The 22,765-nt window shown below is 73.2% G+C and carries 22 protein-coding genes; 4 read left to right on the top strand and 18 right to left on the bottom strand.

Features of this window, described 5'->3' with window-relative positions; translation table 11 throughout:
* Positions 1 to 160 precede the first annotated feature (160 nt).
* Positions 161 to 1,483, top strand: a complete 1,323-nt coding sequence (locus ABZ478_RS02430) for an ammonium transporter (protein WP_359544640.1) — start codon at positions 161 to 163, stop codon at positions 1,481 to 1,483.
* A complete protein-coding gene (locus ABZ478_RS02425; protein ID WP_358927314.1) occupies positions 1,480 to 1,818 on the top strand; it encodes a P-II family nitrogen regulator in 339 nt (112 codons plus the stop codon). The genes ABZ478_RS02430 and ABZ478_RS02425 overlap by 4 nt, the downstream gene beginning before the upstream one ends.
* Positions 1,819 to 1,837: 19 nt before the next feature.
* Here the strand turns inward: ABZ478_RS02425 and ABZ478_RS02420 are convergent, their stop codons facing one another.
* The gene (locus tag ABZ478_RS02420; RefSeq protein WP_359544639.1) at positions 1,838 to 2,197 is read right to left on the bottom strand and encodes a cytidine deaminase; all 360 of its coding nucleotides are present in this window, start codon (positions 2,195 to 2,197) and stop codon (positions 1,838 to 1,840) included.
* Between the two features lie 28 nt (positions 2,198 to 2,225).
* Positions 2,226 to 3,047, bottom strand: a complete 822-nt coding sequence (locus ABZ478_RS02415) for a helix-turn-helix transcriptional regulator (protein WP_359545002.1) — start codon at positions 3,045 to 3,047, stop codon at positions 2,226 to 2,228.
* Positions 3,048 to 3,195: 148 nt separating this feature from the next.
* Here ABZ478_RS02415 and ABZ478_RS02410 point away from each other — a divergent pair, with 148 nt between their 5' ends.
* The gene (locus tag ABZ478_RS02410) at positions 3,196 to 4,629 is read left to right on the top strand and encodes an MFS transporter (RefSeq protein ID WP_359544638.1); all 1,434 of its coding nucleotides are present in this window, start codon (positions 3,196 to 3,198) and stop codon (positions 4,627 to 4,629) included.
* Here the strand turns inward: ABZ478_RS02410 and ABZ478_RS02405 are convergent.
* The 8 genes from ABZ478_RS02405 to ABZ478_RS02370 all read right to left on the bottom strand — a co-directional run bounded on the left by ABZ478_RS02405 (position 4,614) and on the right by ABZ478_RS02370 (position 12,515).
* Positions 4,614 to 5,633, bottom strand: coding sequence for a S66 peptidase family protein (locus ABZ478_RS02405; RefSeq protein WP_359544637.1), 1,020 nt, complete (start codon positions 5,631 to 5,633; stop codon positions 4,614 to 4,616). The genes ABZ478_RS02410 and ABZ478_RS02405 overlap by 16 nt on opposite strands.
* Before the next feature lie 41 nt (positions 5,634 to 5,674).
* Positions 5,675 to 6,034 carry an MmcQ/YjbR family DNA-binding protein gene (locus ABZ478_RS02400; RefSeq protein ID WP_359544636.1) on the bottom strand — a complete coding sequence of 120 codons (360 nt, stop codon included), beginning with the start codon at positions 6,032 to 6,034 and terminating at the stop codon, positions 5,675 to 5,677.
* Positions 6,031 to 7,329 (bottom strand): hemolysin family protein, encoded by a 1,299-nt coding sequence (locus ABZ478_RS02395; protein WP_359544635.1) that lies wholly within the window; start codon positions 7,327 to 7,329, stop codon positions 6,031 to 6,033. The genes ABZ478_RS02400 and ABZ478_RS02395 overlap by 4 nt, the downstream gene beginning before the upstream one ends.
* Before the next feature lie 16 nt (positions 7,330 to 7,345).
* Positions 7,346 to 7,843: an rRNA maturation RNase YbeY gene (gene ybeY, locus ABZ478_RS02390; RefSeq protein WP_359544634.1), complete on the bottom strand. Its 498-nt coding sequence runs from the start codon at positions 7,841 to 7,843 to the stop codon at positions 7,346 to 7,348.
* A 12-nt stretch (positions 7,844 to 7,855) separates the two neighbouring features.
* Positions 7,856 to 8,935 carry a PhoH family protein gene (locus ABZ478_RS02385; RefSeq protein WP_359544633.1) on the bottom strand — a complete coding sequence of 360 codons (1,080 nt, stop codon included), beginning with the start codon at positions 8,933 to 8,935 and terminating at the stop codon, positions 7,856 to 7,858.
* A 146-nt stretch (positions 8,936 to 9,081) separates the two neighbouring features.
* Complete coding sequence (locus ABZ478_RS02380; RefSeq protein WP_359545000.1) at positions 9,082 to 10,206, bottom strand: PfkB family carbohydrate kinase; 1,125 nt, start codon at positions 10,204 to 10,206, stop codon at positions 9,082 to 9,084.
* Between the two features lie 126 nt (positions 10,207 to 10,332).
* Positions 10,333 to 11,622 (bottom strand): glucarate dehydratase family protein, encoded by a 1,290-nt coding sequence (locus tag ABZ478_RS02375; RefSeq protein ID WP_359544632.1) that lies wholly within the window; start codon positions 11,620 to 11,622, stop codon positions 10,333 to 10,335.
* Positions 11,619 to 12,515 (bottom strand): 5-dehydro-4-deoxyglucarate dehydratase, encoded by an 897-nt coding sequence (locus tag ABZ478_RS02370; protein WP_359544999.1) that lies wholly within the window; start codon positions 12,513 to 12,515, stop codon positions 11,619 to 11,621. Before ABZ478_RS02370 ends, ABZ478_RS02375 begins: the two co-directional genes overlap by 4 nt.
* 371 nt (positions 12,516 to 12,886) lie before the next feature.
* On the opposite strand from ABZ478_RS02370, the gene ABZ478_RS02365 reads away from it, so the two are divergent.
* On the top strand, positions 12,887 to 14,122 hold the full coding sequence (locus ABZ478_RS02365; protein WP_359544631.1) for an MFS transporter: 1,236 nt from the start codon (positions 12,887 to 12,889) through the stop codon (positions 14,120 to 14,122).
* Here ABZ478_RS02365 and ABZ478_RS02360 read toward each other — a convergent pair.
* The 8 genes from ABZ478_RS02360 to ABZ478_RS02325 all read right to left on the bottom strand — a co-directional run bounded on the left by ABZ478_RS02360 (position 14,086) and on the right by ABZ478_RS02325 (position 22,630).
* A complete protein-coding gene (locus ABZ478_RS02360; RefSeq protein WP_359544630.1) occupies positions 14,086 to 15,078 on the bottom strand; it encodes an adenosine deaminase in 993 nt (330 codons plus the stop codon). The genes ABZ478_RS02365 and ABZ478_RS02360 overlap by 37 nt on opposite strands.
* A 20-nt stretch (positions 15,079 to 15,098) precedes the next feature.
* Positions 15,099 to 16,004, bottom strand: coding sequence for a ribonuclease Z (locus tag ABZ478_RS02355; protein WP_359544629.1), 906 nt, complete (start codon positions 16,002 to 16,004; stop codon positions 15,099 to 15,101).
* 6 nt (positions 16,005 to 16,010) lie between these two features.
* The gene (locus ABZ478_RS02350) at positions 16,011 to 16,364 is read right to left on the bottom strand and encodes a histidine triad nucleotide-binding protein (protein WP_359544628.1); all 354 of its coding nucleotides are present in this window, start codon (positions 16,362 to 16,364) and stop codon (positions 16,011 to 16,013) included.
* 65 nt (positions 16,365 to 16,429) lie between these two features.
* Positions 16,430 to 19,636 carry a PDZ domain-containing protein gene (locus tag ABZ478_RS02345; protein ID WP_359544627.1) on the bottom strand — a complete coding sequence of 1,069 codons (3,207 nt, stop codon included), beginning with the start codon at positions 19,634 to 19,636 and terminating at the stop codon, positions 16,430 to 16,432.
* 46 nt (positions 19,637 to 19,682) lie between these two features.
* The gene (locus tag ABZ478_RS02340; RefSeq protein ID WP_359544626.1) at positions 19,683 to 20,237 is read right to left on the bottom strand and encodes a hypothetical protein; all 555 of its coding nucleotides are present in this window, start codon (positions 20,235 to 20,237) and stop codon (positions 19,683 to 19,685) included.
* A 159-nt stretch (positions 20,238 to 20,396) separates the two neighbouring features.
* A complete protein-coding gene (locus ABZ478_RS02335) occupies positions 20,397 to 20,789 on the bottom strand; it encodes a VOC family protein (protein WP_359544625.1) in 393 nt (130 codons plus the stop codon).
* Between the two features lie 15 nt (positions 20,790 to 20,804).
* Complete coding sequence (locus ABZ478_RS02330; RefSeq protein ID WP_359544624.1) at positions 20,805 to 21,557, bottom strand: 16S rRNA (uracil(1498)-N(3))-methyltransferase; 753 nt, start codon at positions 21,555 to 21,557, stop codon at positions 20,805 to 20,807.
* The gene (locus ABZ478_RS02325) at positions 21,554 to 22,630 is read right to left on the bottom strand and encodes a nitronate monooxygenase (RefSeq protein WP_359544623.1); all 1,077 of its coding nucleotides are present in this window, start codon (positions 22,628 to 22,630) and stop codon (positions 21,554 to 21,556) included. Before ABZ478_RS02325 ends, ABZ478_RS02330 begins: the two co-directional genes overlap by 4 nt.
* Positions 22,631 to 22,765 lie beyond the last annotated feature (135 nt).

Raw genomic sequence — 22,765 nt, 5'->3', positions numbered from 1 at the left:
CTGATCCACGGGACCGCGCCGTACCAACGGCCGCCACCGTCTCTTGATGTGAGCTTGACGAAACCCCTACGCAACGAAACGTCACGGAAACACACCCGTACGCAACCGGAAATGCCGACCGGTGAACCTCTGACGAGCCCCCACACCGTTGGAGACGCCCGTGATCCTCGCCGCAGCCCACGTCGACACCGGCGACACCGCCTGGCTCCTCGCCGCCACCGCCCTCGTCCTGCTGATGACCCCGGGTCTGGCCCTCTTCTACGGCGGCATGGTGCGCACGAAGAGCGTCCTCAACATGCTGATGATGAGCTTCGTGTCGATCGCCCTGGTGACGGTGGTCTGGCTGGCGGCCGGCTACTCGCTCGCCTTCGGGGACGACGTCTTCGGCGGGCTGATCGGCGGCCTGGGGCACTCCGGCATGAGCGGGATCGGCCCGGGCAGCGTGCACGGCACCGTGCCCACCCTGCTCTTCGCCACCTTCCAGCTCACCTTCGCGATCATCACGGCGGCCCTGATCAGCGGCGCGGTCGCGGACCGCACGAAGTTCTCCGCCTGGCTGGTGTTCGTCCCGGTCTGGGCGCTCGCCGTATACGTTCCCGTGACCCACTGGGTGTGGGGTCCCGGCGGCTGGATCGTGGACCGGCTCGGGGCGCTCGACTTCGCCGGCGGCATGCCCGTGGAGATCACCTCCGGTGCCTCCGGGCTCGCCCTGTGTCTGGTGCTCGGGCCCCGGCTCGGGTTCAGGAAGGACGCCATGCGTCCGCACAACCTGCCCATGGTGATCCTCGGCGCCGGTCTGCTGTGGTTCGGCTGGTTCGGCTTCAACGCGGGCTCCGCGCTCGGCGCGAACGGCCTCGCCGCGGCGGCCTTCCTCAACACGCTCGCGGCGGGCTGCACCGGCCTGCTCGGCTGGCTCTTCGTCGAGCAGAGGCGCGACGGCCATCCGACCACCCTGGGCGCGGCCTCGGGCGCGGTGGCCGGCCTGGTCGCGATCACCCCGTCCTGCGGCACGGTCTCCCTGCTGGGCGCGCTGGTGGTGGGCCTGGCCGCCGGTGTCGTCTGCTCCTACGCGGTGAGCTGGAAGTTCCGGCTGAACTACGACGACTCGCTGGACGTGGTCGGCGTCCACCTGGTCGGCGGCGTCATCGGCACCCTGCTGATCGGCCTGTTCGCCGAGAAGGCGATGACCGGCGGCGCCGAGGGCCTGTTCTACGGCGGCGGGCTGGCCCCGCTGGGCAGGCAGCTGCTGGCGGTGGCGGCCGTCGGGGCGTACGCCTTCGGGGTGACGTACGGGCTCGGCAGGCTGATCGACCGGGCGCTGGGCTTCCGGGCGAGCGAGGAGCAGGAGCACACCGGCCTGGACCTTACGGTGCATGCCGAGACGGCTTACGATCACGGGGTCCTGGGCCATGGCGCCCCGGTCACCCACTCCCTCGTCGCCGCCCAGCAGGCACCCAGCCGGAAGGTCGAGAGCCAGGCATGAAGCTCATCACCGCGATCGTCAAGCCGTACCGGCTGGACGAGGTCAAGACCGCCCTGCAGGAACTGGGCGTGCACGGCCTGACCGTCAGCGAGGCGAGCGGGTACGGCCGGCAGCGCGGCCACACCGAGGTCTACCGGGGCGCCGAGTACCGGGTCGACCTGGTGCCGAAGGTGCGCATCGAGGTCGTGGTGGAGGACGCGGTCGCCGACGACGTGATCGACGCGATCGTCGGGGCCGCGCAGACCGGGAAGATCGGGGACGGCAAGGTCTGGGCGCTGCCCGTGGAGACCGTCGTACGGGTACGGACCGGCGAACGCGGCCCCGACGCCCTCTGACGGGCAGCGCCGTAGGCGACTAGGCGGTGGCCGCCGGGGCGGTCCGCCGCACCTCTCCGTCGGGTCCGGCCAGCAGCACCGGCGTCCCGGCCCCGCCGAGGTCCGCCACGGCGGCCAGGTCCTCCGCCGCGACCTCCTCGGCCTCGCTCACCACGGCGGCCGCCTCCAGCGACCGCGCGCCGGAGGCCACCGCCATGGCGACGGCGGTCCGCAGGGCGCTCAGCCGCAGCGAGGGGAGCTCCACCGACCCGGCGGCGTAGGTACGCCCGGTCTCGTCCCGTACGGCCGCCCCCTCGGGCACAGCGTTGCGGGCGCGCACGGAGCGGGCCAGCGTGACGATCTTGCGGTCCTCGGGGTCAAGCGCGTTGCTGTCGGTCATGGCCGAAGCATACGAAGCCACCGCGGGCTCACCCCGCCACGGGGTGCATGGCGTCCCGCCGCCCCTCGGGAGAGGCCAGCCACTCCAGCTTCGCCGCGGTGTTCTCCTCGTCCAGCGGAGTGTGCAGCACGATCATCAGATCGGGCCGGGCCGGCACCTTCATCACCGTCGACTCCACCACCAGCGGCCCGACCAGGGGGTGGGTCAGCTCCTTGCGCACCTGTCCCTGGTCCTCGATGTCCCGCTCGGCCCACAGCGCCACGAACTCCGGGCTGCGCGCCGACGCCTCGGCGAGCACCGCCCGGAACCCCTCGTCGTCCGGCCGGGCCGCGCACGCGGCCCGGAACTGGGCCACGACCGTCCGCGCGTTCCGCTCCCAGCTGTTGCTGCGCGAGCGGTACAGCGGATCGACGAAGAAGTCGACGAGGCAGTTCTGGGTGATGTCCGGCCGCATGCCGAGGACCAGCGCCGCCGCGTCGTTGTACATCACGCAGTTGTAGTACGTGTCCATGATGTGCGCCGGGTAGGGCATCCAGGTGTCGATCAGCCGCCGCAGCCCCTCGCACATGTCCTGTTTCTCCGGGGCCACTTGGGGTGCCGGCGGGTTCATCCCGGCGAGCAGGTACAGGTGCCGGCGTTCGGCGTCGCTGAGCCGGAGCACCCGGGCGACGGCGTCGAGGACCTGCGGCGAGACGGAGATGTCCCGCCCCTGTTCGAGCCACTGGTACCAGGACGCGCCCACCCCGGCCAGCACGGCGACCTCCTCCCGGCGCAGTCCGGGCGTCCGGCGCCGGCCCCCGCCGCCCGGCAGCCCGGCCTCCTGCGGGCTGACCCGGGCCCGCCGGCTCATCAGGAACTCCCGCAGCTCGTCCCGCCGTTGACTGTGCGTCGCCTCCGCAGCGGTCACGTGCCGCTCCTCCCCCGTCGTGTCTGGTGGTGCCACCACCACCATAAGTTCCGACTCCCCACGCGTATTCCGATCGCCCGAAGCTCTGTCCATGGCGTTCGACACCACCACTCAGACCACCACCCAGGACCCCGCCCCCGCGGGCGAACCGCTCGGCACCCTCCGGCTGTCGCCGCGGGACAAGCTGGTCCTCTTCGTCCTGTGCGCGGCCCAGTTCATGGTCGCGCTGGACTTCTCCGTCCTGAACGTGGCCCTGCCCGAGCTGGGCACCGACCTCGGCATGAGCCGCTCCGCCCTGCAGTGGGCGGTCACCGCGTTCGCGCTCCCCTCCGGCGGCTTCCTGCTGCTGTTCGGCCGCGTCGGCGACCTGTACGGCCGCCGGAAGCTGTTCCTGACCGGCCTCGCCCTGTTCGGCGCGGCCTCCCTGCTGGCGACCCTGGCCTGGGACCCGGCGTCCTTCCTGACCGGGCGCGCGCTGCAGGGCCTCGGCGCGGCGGCGATCGTGCCGACGGGCATGTCCCTGCTCACCACCACCTTCCCGGAGGGCCCGGCCCGCGACCGCGCCCTCGGCATCTCCGGCACGCTGCTGTCGCTGGGCTTCACGGTCGGCATGGTGGCGGGCGGCGTCCTGACCGACGCGTTCGGCTGGCGCTCCACCATGGCCCTGCTCACCGTGTTCGCGCTGATCGTGCTGCCGCTGGCGCCGGGGCTGCTGCCCGAGTCCCGCACCCCCGACCGCCCGCGCCTCGACGTGCCCGGCGCGGTCACCGTCACCGCCGGCCTGCTGTCGCTGATCTACGCCCTGTCCACGGCCGCCGACCGCGGCTTCGGCCGCACCGACGTCGTCGCCGGGCTGATCGCCGGCCTGCTCCTGCTGATCCTGTTCACGGCCGTGGAGTCCCGCTCGGCCTCGCCCCTGGTGTCCCTGCCCATGCTGCGCCGCCGCACGGTGGCGTGGGGCAACCTGGGCGGTCTGGTCACCTTCTCGATGATGTCGACGGTGATCTTCGTCCTGACCCTGTACTTCCAGGAGACCCTGCGTCTCTCGGCCTTCGAGACGGGCCTGGTCTTCGGCTTCCAGGGCGTGCTGTCGGCCGTCGCCGGCACGCTGGCGCCCCGGGTCATCGGCCGCTTCGGCGCCCGCCGTACCCTGGTCGGCTCGCTGACCGGACAGGGCGCGCTGGTGGCCACCCTGCTGTCGCTGAACGCCCACACCTGGTCGGTGTGGCTCGCCGCGGCGGCCGTGTCCCTGGCGAGCATGTGCCACCTGGGCGCGATCATCTCGTACGGCCTCACGGTCACCTCCGGCGTCCCGGACGGGGAACAGGGCCTGGCCACCGGCCTGGTGACCGCCACCCAGCAGGTGGGCATCACGGTCGGCATCCCCCTGCTGGGCGTGCTGGCCACCACCTCGCGCGACCTGCTGTCCGGCGTCCACACGGTGCTCGCGCTGGACGCGGCGATCGTGCTGACCGCCGCCGTCCTCGTCGGACTGGGCCTGCGCCGGGGTCAGTCCAGGGTCTGAACGATCTCGCTCCGCGCGGCCGTGTGCACCACACGGCCGCGCGCGCCGTTCACCAGCGCCAGGTAGGGCGGCACGTGCCCGCACTCGACGTCGGCGACGATCGGCACCCCGAGCGGACCGAGGGCGTCGAGGACCGCCTCGTGCTGGGTGAGGGTGCGGCCGTCGGGGGCCTTGGTGCGGCCCACGAGGACGGCGGCGGCGCGGTCGAAGAACCCGGCGAGCCGCATGCCGTGCAGATTGCGGCAGATGGTGTAGGCGTTGTCCTCGCAGGCCTCGACGTAGACGAGCAGGTCGTCGCCGTCGGCGAAGGACCGCGTGTCCAGCAGGCGGGTGCCCGCGAGGTTGACCAGGGTCTCGATGCAGCCGCCGATCAGCCGGCCCTCGACGTCCACGTCGCCCGTGCCGTCGAGCCGGGTCCAGGTGCCGGCCGTGTCCAGGGTGAGGTCGCGGATCTCCGGGTACAGCGCGTAGTCGTCCCAGCCGGTGGCGCGGTGACGGCCGGGCGGGGTCTGGGCGAGCGGCTGTCCCTGCGGGGCGGTCACGACGTCCAGCCAGGACAGCAGGCCCTCGGGCGTCCGGTAGGGCGTGTCCATGAGGTTGTTGCCGTGCACGGTGGCGACACCGGTGAGCAGGGTCAGCGGGGTGATGATCGTCGAGATGTCCGACCAGCCGACGACCCAGGTGGGCTCGGCACGCCCGATCGCCTCGAAGTCGAGCAGCGGCAGCAGGTCGACGGCGGTCTCGCCGCCCCACGGCGGCACCACGGCCCGGACGGCGGGGTCGGTCAGCATGCCGGTCAGTTCGGCGGCGCGTTCGGCGGCCGGGGCGCTGACGTGGGTCGAGCCGTCCATGCACCGGCCGACGACGACCTCGTAACCGCGGGCTTCGAGGTCCCGGATCGCGACGTCGAGCCGCCCCCGGAGCTCCTTCGCCACTCCGCTGGACGGAGAGGTCACGCCGATACGGTCACCGGGGCGCAGGGGGCGCGGATATCGAACAGTCATGCGCGATTCTGACATGCCCTCAGCGGGCCGGAGCAAGGCGTTTACGGCCGGTCCAGCCGCAGCCGCTCCGCCCTCGGCAGTCCCGCGACGACCAGGTCGTAGGAGTCCTCGATCAGCTCCCGCACCAGGCGGTCCGGCAGGGAGCCGTCGACGGTCACGGTGTTCCAGTGGCGCTTGTTCATGTGCCAGCCGGGGACGATCAGCCCCTCGTGCTCGCCGCGCAGCCGGGCCGCGTCCTCCGGGTCGCACTTGAGGTTCACCGTCAGGGGCCGCGCGCCCAGGTTCGTCAGGGCGAACATCTTGCCGAGGACCTTGAACACGGAGGTCTCCGGGTTGAACGGGAAGTCCTCCACGACCGCGTTGAAGGACAGGCAGAAGGCGCGCAGCTCCACGGGCGTCACTCGGGCGTCTCCTCCTCGACGGGCTTGCCGGCCGGCTCCACCAGCACGGTCACGATCTTGTTCCGGCGTCCGGCCGCCGCCTCCGCGGTCAGCCGCAGCCTGCGCTCGTCGGGGAGCTCGACCTCGGCGGACGCGCCGGCGATGGGGACGCGGCCGAGCGCCTTGGCGAGCAGCCCGCCGACGGTCTCCACGTCCTCGTCGTCGTACTCCTCCAGGCCGTACAGCTCGCCGAGGTCGGTGATGTCCAGACGCGCGGTGACCCGGTGGCGGTCGTCGCCGAGGTCCTCCACGGGCGGGAGCTCCCGGTCGTACTCGTCGGTGATCTCGCCGACGATCTCCTCGAGGATGTCCTCGATGGTGACGATCCCGGCGGTGCCGCCGTACTCGTCGATGACGACGGCGACGTGGTTGCGCTCCTTCTGCATCTCGCGCAGCAGGTCACCGGCGTTCTTGGTGTCGGGCACGAAGACCGCCGGGCGCATGGCGGTGGACACCAGGTCGTTCTCGGCGTCGCGGCTGATGTGCGTCTTGCGGACCAGGTCCTTCAGGTAGACGATCCCGACGATGTCGTCCTCGCTCTCGCCGGTGACCGGGATGCGGGAGAAGCCGGAGCGCAGGGCGAGGGTGAGCGCCTGCCGGATGGTCTTGTAGCGCTCGATGACCACCAGGTCGGTGCGCGGCACCATCACCTCGCGCACCAGGGTGTCGCCGAGTTCGAAGACCGAGTGCACCATGCGGCGCTCCTCGTCCTCGATGAGCGACTCCTTCTCGGCGAGGTCCACCATCGCGCGCAGCTCGGCCTCGGAGGCGAAGGGGCCGCGGCGGAAGCCCTTGCCGGGGGTGAGCGCGTTGCCGATGAGGATCAGCAGCGACGGGATCGGGCCCATGATCCGGGCCAGCGGCAGCAGCACGTACGCGGCCGCCGTCGCCGTGTTGAGCGGGTGCTGGCGGCCGATGGTGCGCGGCGAGACGCCGACGGCGACGTACGACACCAGCACCATGACGCCGATGGCGACCAGCAGGGCCTGCCAGGTGGCGGCGAACTCCTGCAGGCAGGCGTACGTCACCAGGGCCGCGGCCGCCATCTCGCAGGCGACGCGGACCAGCAGGGCCACGTTCAGATAGCGGGTGGGGTCGGCGGCGACCTGGGCCAGCCGGGCGCTGCCGCGCCGGCCCGACTTCACGGCCTCCTCGGCCCGGAAGCTGGAGACGCGCGCGATGCCCGCCTCGGCGCAGGCGGCCAGCCAGGCGACGACGACCAGCGCGATCGCGCCGATCACGATCTGCGGATTCATACGTGGACCGACCCGCCTACGAGACGGTCGGCGCCGGGGAAGGCCCGGTCAGTCCCCGCTCGGACCGCCATCCGTCGACGATGGCGGCCTGGAGCCCGAACATCTCGGCCTTCTCGTCGGGCTCCTCGTGGTCGTACCCGAGCAGGTGCAGCACGCCGTGGACGGTGAGCAGCTGGAGCTCCTCGTCCATGGAGTGCTGCGTCGGCGCCTCGTCGCCCTGCTGCTTGGCGACCTCCGGGCACAGCACGATGTCGCCGAGCAGACCCTGCGGCGGCTCCTCGTCGTCCTTCGACGGCGGCCGCAGCTCGTCCATCGGGAACGACATGACATCGGTGGGCCCGGGCAGGTCCATCCACTGGATGTGGAGCTGCTCCATGGCGTCGGCGTCCACGACGATCACCGAGAGCTCGGAGAGCGGGTGGATGCGCATCCGCGCGAGCGCGTAGCGGGCGATGTCGAGGATCGCCTGCTCGTCGACCTCGGTGCCGGACTCGTTGTTGACGTCGATCGACATGGGCGTGCTGGTCTACTTCCCCTTGGGACCCTTGGCGCCGGTTCTGCCACGGCCGCCCGGGTGGGTGCCGTTCTCGGTGCCGTGCTTGCTGTCGTACATCTCGTACGCGTCGACGATACGGCCCACCAGCTTGTGCCGTACGACATCCTGCGACGACAACCGGGAGAAGTGGACGTCCTCGACGCCCTCCAGGATCTCCTGCACCTGCCGCAGACCGCTCTTGGTCCCGTTCGGCAGGTCGACCTGGGTGACGTCACCGGTGATCACGATCTTCGAGTCGAAGCCGAGGCGGGTGAGGAACATCTTCATCTGCTCGGGCGAGGTGTTCTGGGCCTCGTCCAGGATGATGAAGGCGTCGTTGAGCGTACGGCCGCGCATGTACGCCAGCGGCGCGACCTCGATGGTCCCGGCGGCCATCAGGCGCGGGATCGAGTCCGGGTCGAGCATGTCGTGCAGCGCGTCGTACAGCGGGCGCAGGTAGGGGTCGATCTTCTCGTAGAGCGTGCCGGGCAGGAAGCCGAGCCGCTCGCCCGCCTCCACCGCCGGGCGGGTGAGGATGATCCGGTTGACCTGCTTGGACTGCAGGGCCTGGACCGCCTTGGCCATGGCCAGGTAGGTCTTGCCGGTACCGGCGGGGCCGATGCCGAAGACGATCGTGTGCTTGTCGATCGCGTCGACGTACCGCTTCTGGTTGAGCGTCTTGGGCCGGATCGTCCGGCCGCGCGAGGACAGGATGTTCTGCGTCAGTACCTCGGCCGGGGTCTCCGGGCCGTCGCTCGTCCCGTTCTCGCTCGCCTTGAGCATGGCGATCGAGCGTTCCACTGCGTCCTCCGTCATCGGCTGCCCGGTGCGGAGCACCAGCATCATCTCGTCGAACACGCGTGAGATCAGGGCGACGTCCGCGGGTTCGCCGACCGCGCTGATCTCATTGCCCCGGACATGTATGTCGGCTGCCGGGAAGGCCTTCTCGATCACGCGCAGGAGGGAGTCGCCGGAACCCAGCACGGTCACCATGGGGTGCTGGGCGGGGACGGTGAGCTGTGCTCGCGCCTGCTCCCGCGCGGGGATGTGAGCTTGGGGTGTCTGAGTCATGGGCCGGCGCTTAAGGCCTGCGGTTCCTCCTCGTCACGGCCGCGTAGCTGAGGGCGGCCTCGCACTGTCCAGAGTACGACGGGCCACCGACAACGCCGTAGGGCTTTTCCGCGGGAGGACCCCGCGGCCGGGGCGTCACCGCACCGTCAGGCCGAACGCCCGAACCCGATCGTCGGCACCGCCCGCCGCAGCGGCCACGGCCGGTCCAGTTCCTCGGGCACCAGCCCGTCGAGGAAGCCGTACCGGCGCAGCGCCTCGGGGTTCTGGCCCGGCACCGACTGGACGCGGCGCCACCACGCCCCGATCTCGGACCACCCCGGCGCCGACAGCGAGCCCCCGAACTCCTGCACGGACAGGGCCGCGGTGAGTCCCGCGAGCGCGAGCCGGTCGGCGAGCGGCCGGCCGGCCAGGGTCCCCGCGACGAACCCGGCCACGAAGACGTCCCCGGCCCCGGTGGGATCCAGCGCCTCCACGGCGATCGCCGGGACCTCCGCGGCCTCCCCGGTGCGCCGGTCCACGGCGTACGCCCCCTCGGCGCCGAGGGTGACGACGGCCACCGGGACGTGCTCGGTCAGCGCGTGCGCGGCCGCGCGCGGGCAGTCGGCCCCGGTGTACCGCATCGCCTCCGCCGCGTTGGGCAGGAACGCCTCGCAGTGCCCGAGATCGGGGAGCCCGGCCAGGTCCCAGGCCCCGGTCTCGTCCCAGCCGACGTCGGCGAAGATCCGGGTGCCCGCGCGGGCGGCCTCCGCGATCCAGGGGGCGCGTTTGCCGGGGGCCAGGGAGGCGACGGCGGCCCGCGCGCGGGGCGGGAAGTCCGGCGCCGGTTCCTCCGGGGGCGGTTCGTGGCCGTGGGAGACCATCGTCCGCTCCCCCTCGTACGCCATGGAGACGGTGACCGGCGAGTGCCAGCCGGGCACGGTCCGGGAGGGCGTGAGGTCGATGCCCTCGCCCCGGGCGAGGGCGTCCCAGCAGTACTCGCCGTAGTGGTCGTCGCCGAACGCGGCGGCGAGGGAGGTCCGCAGGCCGAGCCGGGCGAGCGCGGTGGCCATGTTGGCGACCCCGCCGGGGCTGGAGCCCATTCCCCGGGCCCAGGACTCGGTGCCGCGCACGGGCGCCGAGTCCAGGCCGGTGAAGACGATGTCGAGGAAGACGGTGCCCGTGAGGTACACGTCCCAGGGCGGGTCGCCGGGGGCCCTCAGGGCGGCGAGCGGGTCGACCTGGGCCTGGCGGCGCGCTGCCTGTGTGAGGTGTTCGGGTTCCTCTCCGGCGATCGTGCGGGACGGGGTCACGGTGCGCTCCCTGAGCTGGTGCGGATCTGGCCAGTGTGCACCACTTCCCGCCAGGGATACGGCCGCTCGCAACGACGGCGGCGTCACCGCCGGGGCGTCACCAGCACGTCACCAGCGGGGCATCGCCGGCGTCCGCCATCCGGGTTCGGCCCGCCGCATCGCCGCCGCGTCGTCGCGGTCCCGCAGCGCGCCGTCGTCCCGCGTCCACCGCCGGTGCAGGCGGGCCAGTTCGTCCCGGTCCAGCTCGACGCCGAGGCCGGGCGCGTCGGACACCGCGACCCGGCCGCCGGTGAAGGCGAGCCGCTCGGTGAGGACGTCCTCGGACTGCCAGGGGTAGTGGGAGTCGCAGGCGTGGTGGAGGTTCGGCACGGTCGACGCCACGTGGGTCATGGCGGCGAGGCTGATGCCGAGGTGGGTGTTGGAGTGCATGGACACCCCGACGCCGAAGGCGGCGCAGATCGCGGCCAGCTGACGGGTGTTGCGCAGCCCGCCCCAGTAGTGGTGGTCGGAGAGCACCACCTGCACGGCGTCCCGGGTGAACGCCTCCCGGATCTCGCCGAAGGTCGTCACGCACATGTTGGTGGCGAGCGGGATGCCGGTCCCGGCGGACACCTCGGCCATCGCCGGGGTGCCCAGCGTCGGGTCCTCCAGGTACTCGAGGACGTCACCGAGTTCCTTCGCGACCTTCAGCGAGGTCTCCACCGACCAGGCGCCGTTGGGGTCGAGGCGCAGCGGGTGGCCGGGGAATGCCTCGGCGAGGGCGCGTACGGCGGCGATCTCCTGCTCGGGCGGGAAGACGCCGCCCTTGAGCTTGAAGGAGGTGAACCCGTACCGCTCCTTGAACAGGCGTGCCTGGGCGACGACTCCGGCCGGGTCGAGGGCGGCGCCCGGTTCGTCCGGTTCGCAGGCCACGCCGTCGGGGTGCCCGGCCCACTTGTAGAAGAGGTAGGCGCTGTACTCGACGGCGTCGCGGAGCCTGCCGCCGAGGAGCGCGTGCACGGGCAGTCCGAGCGCCCTGCCCTGGGCGTCGAGACACGCCACCTCGAAGGCGGACAGCACGGACAGCCGGAGTTTGTCGGCGCTCTGCACGCCCCGCAGTCCGCCGGCGTCCACGGCGCCCTGGACCCGGCTCTCGTCCACGGCGAGGTCCAGCGCGAAGAGGCCGTTCACATCCATGACCGAGCGTCCGGTCAGCCGCTCGGCCAGCGGGCGGGCCAGCTCCAGGTACTTCGTGTCCCCGTAGGTCTCGCCCAGGCCGGTGATCCCGTCGGCCGTGACGACCTCCACGATCAGCCGGGGGGTGTACGGCTGGTGCACGCCCTGGGTGTTGAGCAGTGGCGGGTCGGCGACCAGGATCGGCGTCAGGCGCACCTCGGCGATGGTCAGGTCACGGGTCACAGGCAGGCTCCTACGAGGTCGAGTCCGGCGGCGAGCAGGGTCCTCAGCTCGGCGAGGTCGGCGGGCGAGGGGTCGGTGAGCGGGGCCCGGACCGGGCCGACGCGCTCCCCGCGCAGCCGGGCCGCCGCCTTCACCAGGGACACCGCGTATCCGGGGACGCGGTCGCGGAGTTCGACGAGGGGGACGTAGAAGTCGCGCAGCAGTTTCCCGGTCGCGGCGTGGTCGCCGTCCCGCAGCGCGGTGAAGAAGGCGCCGGCGATCTCGGGGGCGAAGGCGTGCACGGCGGAGGAGTAGGCGGGGACGCCGACGGTGGCGTAGGCGCGGGCCTGGATCTCGGCGGTGGCGGCGCCGTTGAAGAACAGGAAGTCCCCGGGGGCGGCGAGGGTGAGGCGCTGGAGGCGGTCGAGGTCACTGTGGCCGTCCTTGAGGCCGATGACGTTCGGGATGCGCGCGATACGCCGCAACGACGTCACGGTATAGGCGACCTGGCCGCGCTGGTAGGCGACGATCGGCAGCCGGGTGCGCTCCGCGAGCCGCTCGAGCTGGGCGGCGAGACCCTCCTGCGGGGCGGCGACGAGGTAGTGCGGCAGCACCAGCAGGGCGTCGGCGCCGGCGTCCTCGGCGATCCGCGCGAACCGGGCGGCCTGCGCCCAGCCGTACCCGGTGCCGGCGACCACGGGCACCCGGCCCGCCGCCTCCTCGACGGCGATGGTGACGACCTGCCGGTACTCCTCCTCGTCCAGGGAGAAGAACTCCCCCGTGCCGCAGGCCGGGAAGACGGCTCCCGGTCCGGCGGCGAGCCGGCCCGCGACGTGCGCGCGGGAGCCGTCGGGGTCGAGGGTGCCGTCGTCGTGGAAGGCGGTGAGCGGGAAGGAGAGCACACCGCGCGCCATGCCCTCCTTCAGTCGCCGCGCCACGTCCTGCGGACTTCGGTCGCCACTCACCAGATCATCTCCCGTTGTGAATGCCGTCTATGTATGAGAACAGAGGCTAGGTACACGCACAGGGGGCCGTCAATGGCGCCCACAGAGCCGGACAGCGGCCCGACGGGCGGGAATTCAGGGGCAGACGCCCGGCAAAGCGCGCCCCTTTACCCGTGACCATTCGACCCAAACGCAAGAGTGATCCAGATCACTCCATCCGAACTTCTTCTGGAACCGCGTGCTTGATACAACTTGCTCGCGCGTTCCCGTCCGTCGACGGCCGTCGCCCTCCCCTCTCCCCCGGCTCTCGAGCCGCTCCTTCGCCTGCCCTGGGAACGCCCGTGTCCGCCCCCCGCTCCATGCCCTGGCCCCTCGTCGCCCTTTTCACGGCCGGGTACCTCGCCCCGTATCTGCTGCCGACCACCGTCGGCCGGCTGGACACCGGGCTTCCGCTCACCACCACCCAGGCCGGGGCCATCGGCAGTGCCCTGCTGCTGAGTTCGGCGGCCGCAGGCTTCCTGCTGGCCTCCCGGGTCGAGCGGGCCGGCGCCCGCACCCTGGCCCGCCTCGGCCTCACGCTCGCCTTCCTCGGCTACGGCGGGGCCGCGCTCAGCGAGGCCGTACCGGCCGTCGTCGTGGGCGCGCTCCTCGGCGGGTTCGGCTCCGGCACGGTCACGGCGGTCGCCGCCAGTGGCATCGCGGCCCAGCGGGATCCGCACCGGGCGACCACGTTCGGGCTGCTCGGCGTCTCCGCGCTCGCCGGTGTCCTCTACCTGACGATCCCCCACCTCGGCCCCGGCCATGGTCTGCCGCTCGCCGCGATCGCCCTCACCGCGCTCGCGGTGTGGCCGTTCACCGGCCGGCTGTCCGCCGCCACGGCTCCGGCCCGCCGGCCGGCGGGACCCGGTGCCCGGCTGCCCCACCGGCGGGCCGGACTGCTGCTCGCCGCGGCCATGCCCTGCTGGTCGCTGGCGCAGAACGCGCTGTGGGGCGTCAGCGGACGCATCGGCCTCGGCCAGGCCCACCTGACCGAGGTCACCGTCGGCGCGGTGTTCGCCGTCGCACTCGGCGCCGGGCTGGTCGGCGTGCTGGGCGCCGGGGCGCTCGGACCGCGCCTCGGCCGGGCGGTGCCGATCGGCGCGGGTACGGCGCTCATCGCGGGCTGCATCGTGCTCAGCGCCTCGGCCGACGGCCTGCCGGCCTTCGCGGCGGGCGAGATCTCCTGGAACCTGCTCTACCCGGTCGTGCTCTCGTACGTCATCGGGCTGGCCGCGTCCCTGGACCCGCGGGGCCGCTGGGCGGTGCTGGTCGGCTCGGCGGCGTCGCTGGGCACGGCGGCGGGCCCGCTGACCGGGAGCGTGCTGGCGGCGGGGGCGGGATTCCCGGTCATGGGCCAGGTCCTGGCCGTCGGCCTGCTGGCGGTCGCGGTGCCGATGACGCTGGTGGCGCTGCGCGCGGGCCGGCTGCCGCTGCCCGTGGTGGAGATCCAGGTGGAGGCCCCGGTCCCGGCCGCGCAGGAGGCGTACGACACCGCCGCCGCCTACCCGAACTCGTACGCCTCCACCTCGGCGAGGTAGCGGGCCCGGCGCTCCTCGTCGTCCTCCAGGAAGGAGGCGAGGAAGGAGTTGCGGGCCAGTTCCCGGAGCCGCTCGTCGCCGAGTCCCAAATCCGAGCGCACCGCGTCGAAGTTGTCGCCGGCGTACCCGCCGAAGTAGGCGGGGTCGTCGGAGTTGACCGTGCACCGCAGCCCGGCGTCCAGCATCGCGGGCAGCGGGTGCCCGGCCAGCACGTCCACCGTGCGCAGCCGGACGTTGGACAGCGGGCACAGGGTCAGCGGGACGCGGTCCCGGACCAGCCGCTCGACCAGCGCCGGGTCCTCCATGCAGCGCAGACCGTGGTCGACGCGCTCCACGCCGAGGACGTCCAGGGCCTCGGTGATGTACTCCGGCGGCCCCTCCTCACCGGCGTGCGCCACGCGGCGCAGCCCGAGCGCGGCGGCGGCCTCGAACACCTCCCGGAACTTCACCGGCGGGTGGCCGACCTCGGCGGAGTCCAGGCCGACGCCGGTGATCCGGTCCAGGTGGGGCCGGGCCGCCTCAAGGGTCTCGAGCGCCGACTCGGCGGACTCGTCGCGCAGGAAGCACAGGATCAGCCGGGTGGAGACGCCGTGGTTCTCCTCGCTGCGGCCCAGCGCCCGCCACAGCCCCTCCACGACGGTGCCCATGTCCAGTCCCCGGGCGAGGTGGGCCTGCGGGTCGAAGAAGATCTCCGCGTGCCGGACGCCCTGCGCGGCGGCGCGGGCGAGGTAGGCGTCGGCCAGGTCCGCGAAGTCCTGTTCGGTGCGCAGGACGGCCATCAGCTCGTAGTACAGGTTCAGGAAGGACTGCAGGTCCTCGAACCGGTAGGCCTCGCGGAGCCGTTCGGTGTCGGCGTAGGGCAGCTCGACACCGTTGCGGGCAGCCAGCTCGAACGCCAGCTCGGGCTCCAGGGTGCCTTCGATGTGCAGGTGCAGTTCTGCTTTGGGGAGGGGCATCGCAGCATCGTACGGGGGTTTTATCTCCGTTTCGGAACCGGCACCCGCAGCAGGTCGTAGGCCACGGTCAGCTCGCCCTCGAACCCGGCGGCCCGCGCCTGCCGCTCGAACTCCTCCGGGTCCGGGTAGCGCTGGCTGAAGTGGGTGAGGACGAGGTGCCGCACCCCGGCGTCGCGCGCCACGGCCGCCGCCTGTCCCGCCGTCAGATGGCCGTGGTCCGCCGCCAGCGCGACGTCCTCGTCGAGGAACGTGGACTCGATGACGAGCAGGTCGCAGCCCTCGGCGAGGGCGTGCACCCCGTCGCACAGCCGGGTGTCCATGACGAAGGCGAACCGCTGCCCGCGCCGCACCTCGCTGACGTCCTCCAGCGTCACGTCCCCGAGCCGGCCCTCGCGCTGGAGGCGGCCGACGTCCGGGCCGCCGATGCCATGCGCGGCGAGCCGGCCGGGCAGCATCCGGCGCCCGTCGGGCTCGGTCAGCCGGTAGCCGTAGGACTCCACGGGGTGGGACAGCTTCCGGGCCTCGAGCGTGTACGACGGGGTCGCGGCGAGGACGCCGTCGGCGGCGACCGGTGCCTCGGTGAGGCGGACCGTCTCCCGGTAGGCGGTCGCGTACCGCAGCCGGTCGAAGAAGCGCTGACCGGAGCGCGGGTAGTGCGCGGTCACCTCGTGCGGCACCTGGTCGAGGTTGATCCGCTGGATCACTCCGGCCAGCCCGAGGGAGTGGTCGCCGTGGAAGTGGGTGACGCAGATCCGGTTCAGGTCGTGGGCGGCGACCCCGGCGCGCAGCATCTGCCGCTGGGTGCCCTCGCCGGGGTCGAACAGGATGCCCTCGCCGTCCCAGCGCAGCAGGTAGCCGTTGTGGTTGCGGTGCCGGGTCGGGACCTGGCTCGCGGTACCGAGGACGACGAACTCACGGACGGACACGACCGGTTATCCAGGGGGCCATTCGAGGCCACGGCCGCCGAGGACGTGCGCGTGGGCGTGCCAGACGGTCTGGCCGGCGCCGCTGCCGGTGTTGAAGACGACGCGGTAGCTGTCCAGCTTCTCGTCGTCAGCGACGGCCTGGGTCTCGGCGAGCACGTCGGCGGCGAGCTGCGGGGCGCCTGCGGCGAGTTCGGCCGCGTTCTTGTAGTGGGCCTTGGGGATCACCAGGACGTGGGTGGGGGCCTGCGGGTTTATGTCCCGGAAGGCGACGGTGGTCTCGGTCTCGCGGACGACCGTCGCCGGGATGGCCCCCGCGACGATCTTGCAGAACAGGCAGTCGTCCTGCGGTTCCCCTGCCATGCGTGTGCCTCCTCACGCCGGTGATCAGTACCGGGGCATCGTATCGGGGGTGCCGCAAAATCCGGTCACGGCAGTTCTGGCGGCATCTTGGCGGGAGTCGCCTCCAGCGCCTCCAGGGCCAGCCGGATCGCCTCGTCCAGCTGGACGTCCCGGCCCGCCGTGTGGTCCTGCGGGCGCTGCACGACCTCCACGTCGGGGTCGACGCCGTGGTTCTCCACGCCCCACCCGGCCCCCTCCAGCCAGAACGCGTACTTCGGCTGGGTGATCAGGGTGCCGTCGACCAGGCGGTAGCGGCTGTCGATGCCGATGACCCCGCCCCAGGTACGGGTGCCGACGACGGGGCCGATGCCGAGGGCGCGGATCGCCGCGTTGACGATGTCACCGTCGGAGCCGGAGAACTCGTTGGCGACGGCGACGACGGGTCCGCGCGGGGCGTCCCTCGGGTAGCTCTCGGGCCGCATCCCGCGCGGCAGGTCCCAGCCGACGATCCGCCGGGCCAGCTTCTCCACGACGAGCTGGGAGGTGTGGCCGCCGCGGTTCTCCCGGACGTCGACGACCAGCCCCTCGCGGGCCACCTCGATCCGCAGGTCGCGGTGGATCTGGGCCCACCCGGGCGCCTGCATGTCGGGCACGTGCAGATAGCCGAGCCGGCCGCCGGACCGCTCGTGGACATGGGCGCGGCGGCCGGCGACCCAGGCGTGGTAGCGCAGGGGCTCCTCGTCCGCGAGCGGGACCACGACGACGTGCCGCAGATCGCCGCCGCCGGCCGGCGAGACGGTCAGTTCGACGGGCTTACCGGCCGTGCCGGTCAGCAGCGGGCCGGGGCCGGTGACCGGGTCGACCGGCTGCCCGGCGACCGCGACGATCGCGTCCCCGGGGCGCACGGCGACGCCCGGCGCGGCCAGCGGGGAGCGGGCGTCCGGGTCGGAGGTCTCCGAGGGCAGGATGCGGTCGACGCGCCAGCCGCCGTCATCGTGACGGGAGATGTCGGCGCCGAGCAGCCCCTGCCGGGCGCCGTCACCGAAGCCGCCGCGCGGGGTGACATAGGCGTGCGAGGTGCCGAGTTCGCCCTGCACCTCCCACAGCAGGTCCACCAGGTCGTCGTGGGTGGCGAGGCGGTCGAGGACGGGCCGGTAGCGGTCGAGGACACCGTCCCAGTCGACGCCGCCCATGTCGGCCCGCCAGAAGTTGTCCCGCATGATGCGGCCGGTCTCGTCGTACATCTGCCGCCATTCGGCGACCGGGTCGACGGTCTGCCGGATCCGGGTCAGGTCGACGGCGATGTTCGAGTCGCCGTCCTCGTCGTCGGAGGCGCGCCGGTCGGCGGGTACGACCCTGAGCCGGCCGTCGCTCCACAGCAGCACCCGCTTGCCGTCGCCGCTGACCTCGAAGTGGTCGGCGTCGGCGGCGAGATGCTCCAGGCGCTGCTGGGCGAGGTCGTAACGCTCCAGCCGGGTCTTCGGGTCGGGGGCGTCGGGGGTGGCGCGGCCCGCGCCGAGGACGCCGCGCACCGGGTGGCGCAGCCAGAGCATCCCGTCCCTGGCCGCGCGCAGGTTGGAGTAGCGGGCGGCCTCGACCGGGAAGGGCACGATGCGGTCGGCGAGGCCGTCGAGGTCGATCCGGGTCGCCGGGGTGCCCTCGCTGTCCGGCGTCTCCTCCTTGTCGGGGGTGCCGAAGGGCCGGCCGTGCCGCTGCGGCCCGAACGGGGACGGGGTGGTCGCGGCGAGGGTGATCAGGTGCGGGCGGACGCCCTCCACGAAGGCCAGGTCGAAGACGTGCTCGTCGTAGACCGGGTCGAAGGAGCGGCTGGAGAGGAAGGCGAGGTGCTTGCCGTCCTGGGTGAAGGCGGGCGCGTAGTCCTGGAAGCGCAGCGGGGTCGCCTCGGTGACGGACAGGTCGGTGGTGTTGGCGAGGCGGAGCTGGGAGAGGGGCTGGGGCCCGGGGTGGGCCCAGGCGAGCCAGCCGGAGTCGGGTGAGAACGCGAGGCCGTGGACGTCGCCGTGTTCGCTGCGGGTCACCTCGCGCACCTCGCCGGTCTCCCGCTCGACCAGCAGCAGCCGCCCGTCGTGCGCGGCGACGGCGGCCCGGCTGCCGTCGGGTGCCATGGCCAGTTCCAGGACGCGGCCGAGCTCCCCGGCGGCGAGCCGGCGCGGGGGCGTGCCGAGGGCGGCGCCGGTGGCGGGCGCGAACTCCAGGGCGTCCTCGCCCTCGGCGTCCGTCACCCACACCGCCCACTCCTCGCCCTCGGAGCGGAACGTGCGCGGCAGCCGGGTCCGTACGCCCGGCTGGGCGGCGAGCGCGCGGGCGGGGCCGGAGCGATGGGTGACCCAGTGGACGGCGCCGCGCACGGCGACCGCGCTGCCGCGCGCGGTGTGGTCGGGGGCGGCGGAGCCGAACCAGTGGGCGGCGTTCACCGGGAACGGCTGGAGGTCCATGCGCGGTCCGCCGAGCCGGATGTCCAGCCGGCGCGGTTCGGCGCCGTCGAGGTCGTCCAGGAGCCAGAGTTCACCGGCGCGGGAGTAGACGACCCGGGTGCCGTCGGTGGCGGCGTGCCGGGCGTAGAAGCCCTCCAGCGGGGTGTGCCGGCGCAGGTCGGAGCCGTCGGCGAGGGAGGAGTAGAGCGCGCCGGTGCCCTCGTGGTCGGAGAGGAACGCGATCCGGTCGCCGGCCCAGAGCGGGTACTCGATGTTGCCGTCCAGCTCCTCGTGCAGCCGGACGAACTCGCCGTCGCCCTCCCGGTCGATCCACAGCTTGCCCGCGGTGCCGCCCCGGTACCGCTTCCACCAGGCGGCCTCGCGGCCCATCGGGGCGGACAGCAGCACGGTGTGCGGGCCGTGGGCGACATCGCCGACCGGCCCGTACGGCAGGGTGGTGGCCGGTCCCCCGTCGAGCGGGACGGCCCGGGCCCAGCTCCGGCGCAGGCTCGCCCGGCCCTGGGTACTGAGCGCGAGCACCTCGCCGTCCGGGGTCCAGCCGCGCACCTGGGTCCGCCAGCTGCCCCAGTGCGTCAGGCGTCCGGCGGGGCCGCCGTCCACCGGGGCGACGTGCACCTCGGGGGCGCCGTCGCGGGTGGAGGTCCAGGCGACGGCGGTGCCGTCGGGCGAGACGCGGGGGTGGTTCACCGGCACGTTGTCCGCGCTGATCCGCCAGGCGCGCCCGCCGTCGAGCGGGGCCAGCCAGACGTCGTCCTCGGCGACGAAGGTCACCAAGTCGCCGTGCGGGTGCGGGAATCGGAGGTAGCCGGAGGATGCCGTCGAAGCCGCCTGAGTCACCCCGTCACTGTACGCAGCGACCGGCGTCCCCCGCTCCCGGTTCCGATCACTTGCCCTCCACGGGCCGGCAACTGGGATCGTGCTTGCACCAGATGGTCCGCGTCACGGTCACGGTCACGGTCGGCTGCCCGCCCCACCGGGTGGGCGGCCGGTACGTCGGACCGGGTGTGGCGTCGCAGTCGCCGAGCCCGCTGACCCGGAACACTTGCCTGCCGCCGACCCTGGCCGTCAGGTCCCCGCGCACGCAGGCCCCGTCCACGGCCCGGGTCACCTTCCCCTTGACCGTGATCCTCCGCCCGTCCTTGGTCTGCCCCTGGCAGTCGACGGACACGACGGTGCTCTCCGTCGGCGAGGGCGAACTGCGGGACGTGCCACCGCCCTTGCCGCCGTAGTTGCCGGTGCAGGTCAGCCAGCTCACGTCCACGTGCCGCCGTTTCAGCTCGGCGGTCGCGGTGCTGTCGGTGGTGTACGCGGCCGAGGCCGAACTCAGGTCCCCCGGCTGACACGCCACCACCGCGCCCGCGCCCAGCACCACGAGCCCCGCCACGGCCACACCGCGCACGGCCCGCGGCCGGCGCCGAATCCGCCTCGATGCCCCCATGGAGGGCAGCGTGCCACCGCCGCCCCCGGGACGGAAGGCCGCATACGGCCACTCACCCGATCGGGCAGCGACGGCCGGTGCGCTCCCCCGCCGTCAGGTGCGCAGGAGGAGCCTGCGCCACCTCCGTCAGGTGCGCAGGAGGAGCCTGCGCCACCTCCGTCAGGTGCGCAGGAGGAGCCATTCCTGGAGTTCCACCAGGTTGCCCTCCGGATCCTTGAGGTGGGCCACGCGCATGCGTTCGGTCATCAAGGCCGGCCCGTGCAGCACGGTCGCGCCCCGGGCGGTGATCTCCGCGCAGTACGCGTCGAGGTCGTCCACGCGCAGCACGACCAGGGAGCGGTGCCCGGTGGCGGTCTCGCCCAGCTCCGCCAGGATCCCGGCCATCATGGCGCGGTCCTGCAGCGCGATCCCGGCCGAGCCGGCGTGCGGGCTGAACTTCTCGTACGGTCCCTCGCCGGTGCCGGACTGCGGCTTGAGGCCGAGGACGTCGGCGTAGAAGCCGTAGCAGGCGGCGAAGTCGGTGACCAGGAGCCGGACTTGGGCGAGTTCCATGGTGTTCCCCGGTGTTCAGGACCAGCGGCCGGTGCGGCCCAGCAGGAGGGCCGTCGCGGCGGTGCCGGCGGTGGATGTGCGCAACACCGTAGGGCCCAGCACGCACGGCTTGGCGCCCGCCTCCTCGAAGAGCGCCAACTCGTCGCGCGCCACGCCTCCTTCGGGCCCCACTACCAGCACGATCTCGCCCCGCTCGGGGAGTTCGGCGGTGGCGAGGGGAGCGCTGTCGTGCTCGAAGTCGGAGTGGAGCACGGCGGCGAAGTCGGCCGCGGCGAGCAGGGCGGCGACCTGTCGGGTCGTCGCGGTGTCCGCGACCTCGGGGAAGCGGAGGCGGCGGGACTGCTTGCCGGCCTCGCGGGCGGTGGCGCGCCACTTGGCGAGGGCCTTCTGCCCCCGGTCGCCCTTCCACTGCGTGATGCAGCGCGCGGCCTGCCAGGGCACGATCGCGTCGACGCCCGTCTCGGTCATCGTCTCCACGGCCAGCTCACCGCGGTCGCCCTTGGGGAGGGCCTGGACCACGGTGATACGAGGGCTGGGTTCGGGCTCCACCGGGAACGCGCGGGGCTCGACGACCATGTGGTCCTTGCCCGAGGTACTGAGGACGACCCCGGACACTCCCCGGCCCCTGCCGTCGGTGACCACGACTTCCTCGCCGGGCTGCAACCGCCGTACCGAGACGGCGTGCCGCCCCTCGGGTCCCGCCACGTCGACGGTCGAGCCGGGGCCCACGCCCTCGAGCGAGTCGACGACGAACACCGGCGCGGTCATCGCGCGTCACCCCCGGCCGACAGCGCGGTCCAGGCCGCGGCGAGTTCGGCCGTCAGCACTTCCACCAGCTGCCCGGCCGGCAGCTCCCGGGCCAGCCGGTGGCCCTGGCCCGCCCACAGTGCCATGCCCTGCGCGTCACCGGCCTTGGCGGCGGCCCTGCGCAGCGGCGCCGTCACATGGTGGACCTCGGGGTAGGCGGCGGGGGCGTAGGGGCCGTGCTCGCGCAGGAAGCGGTTGACCAGGCCGCGCCCCGGGCGGCCGGAGAAGGCGCGGGTCAGTTCGGTGCGCGCGAACAGGGGGTTGGTCAGCGCCTGCTTGTGCAGGGCGTGGGCGCCGGACTCCGGGGTGGCGAGGAACGCCGTGCCGAGCTGGGCGGCGCTCGCGCCCGCCGCGAGGACGGCGGCGATCTGACCGCCGCGCATGATGCCGCCGGCGGCGACGACCGGGATGCGCACGGCCTCGCGGATCTGCGCGAGCAGCGACAGCAGCCCGATGCCGGAGCCGTCGTTCTCGGGGACGTCCCGATGGGTGCCCTGGTGGCCGCCGGCCTCGACGCCCTGCGCGATCACCGCGTCCGCCCCGGCCCGCTCGACCGCGCGCGCCTCCTCCGGGGTGGTGGCGGCGACCAGGGTGAACGTCCCGGCGCGGTGCAGGGAGTCGATGGCCTCGCGGGCCGGAACCCCGAAGTGGAAGGAGACCACCGGCACCGGGTTGTCGAGCAGCACGGCGAGCTTGGCGTCGTAGCCGTCGTCCCGGGCGCTGTCCGGGTCGCCCAGCTCGGTCTCGTACCAGGCGGCCTCACCGGCGAGCTGGTGGGTGTAGAGCTCCACGGCGCCGGACTCCGCGTACTCGGGCTGCGGCATGAAGAGGTTCACGCCGAAGGGCCGGCCCGTCAGTCCCCGCAGCTGCTTGATCTCCTGGTACATGCCGTCGGCGGTCTTGTACCCGGCGGCGAGGAAGCCGAGCCCGCCCGCCTCGGACACGGCCGCGGCGAGCTGCGGTACGGAGACCCCGCCCGCCATGGGAGCCTGCACGATCGGCCTGGGGAAGAGATCGGTCAGCGCGGAGGACATGTCCGCATGTTGTCACGTCCGGGGGTGAGCGCCGAATCGGGTCTTCCCCTTGGCACATGCCACTTTCCGGCCCACCGGGCCGCGTGATGGGCGGGCAGACGGGGGTCCATGGGGCCGGGCCCCCGGCCGGTGCCG

Origin of the sequence: Streptomyces sp. NPDC005706 (genome assembly GCF_040631045.1) — a bacterium.
GTDB lineage: Bacteria > Actinomycetota > Actinomycetes > Streptomycetales > Streptomycetaceae > Streptomyces.
This window is presented reverse-complemented; position numbering and strand designations above follow the sequence as displayed.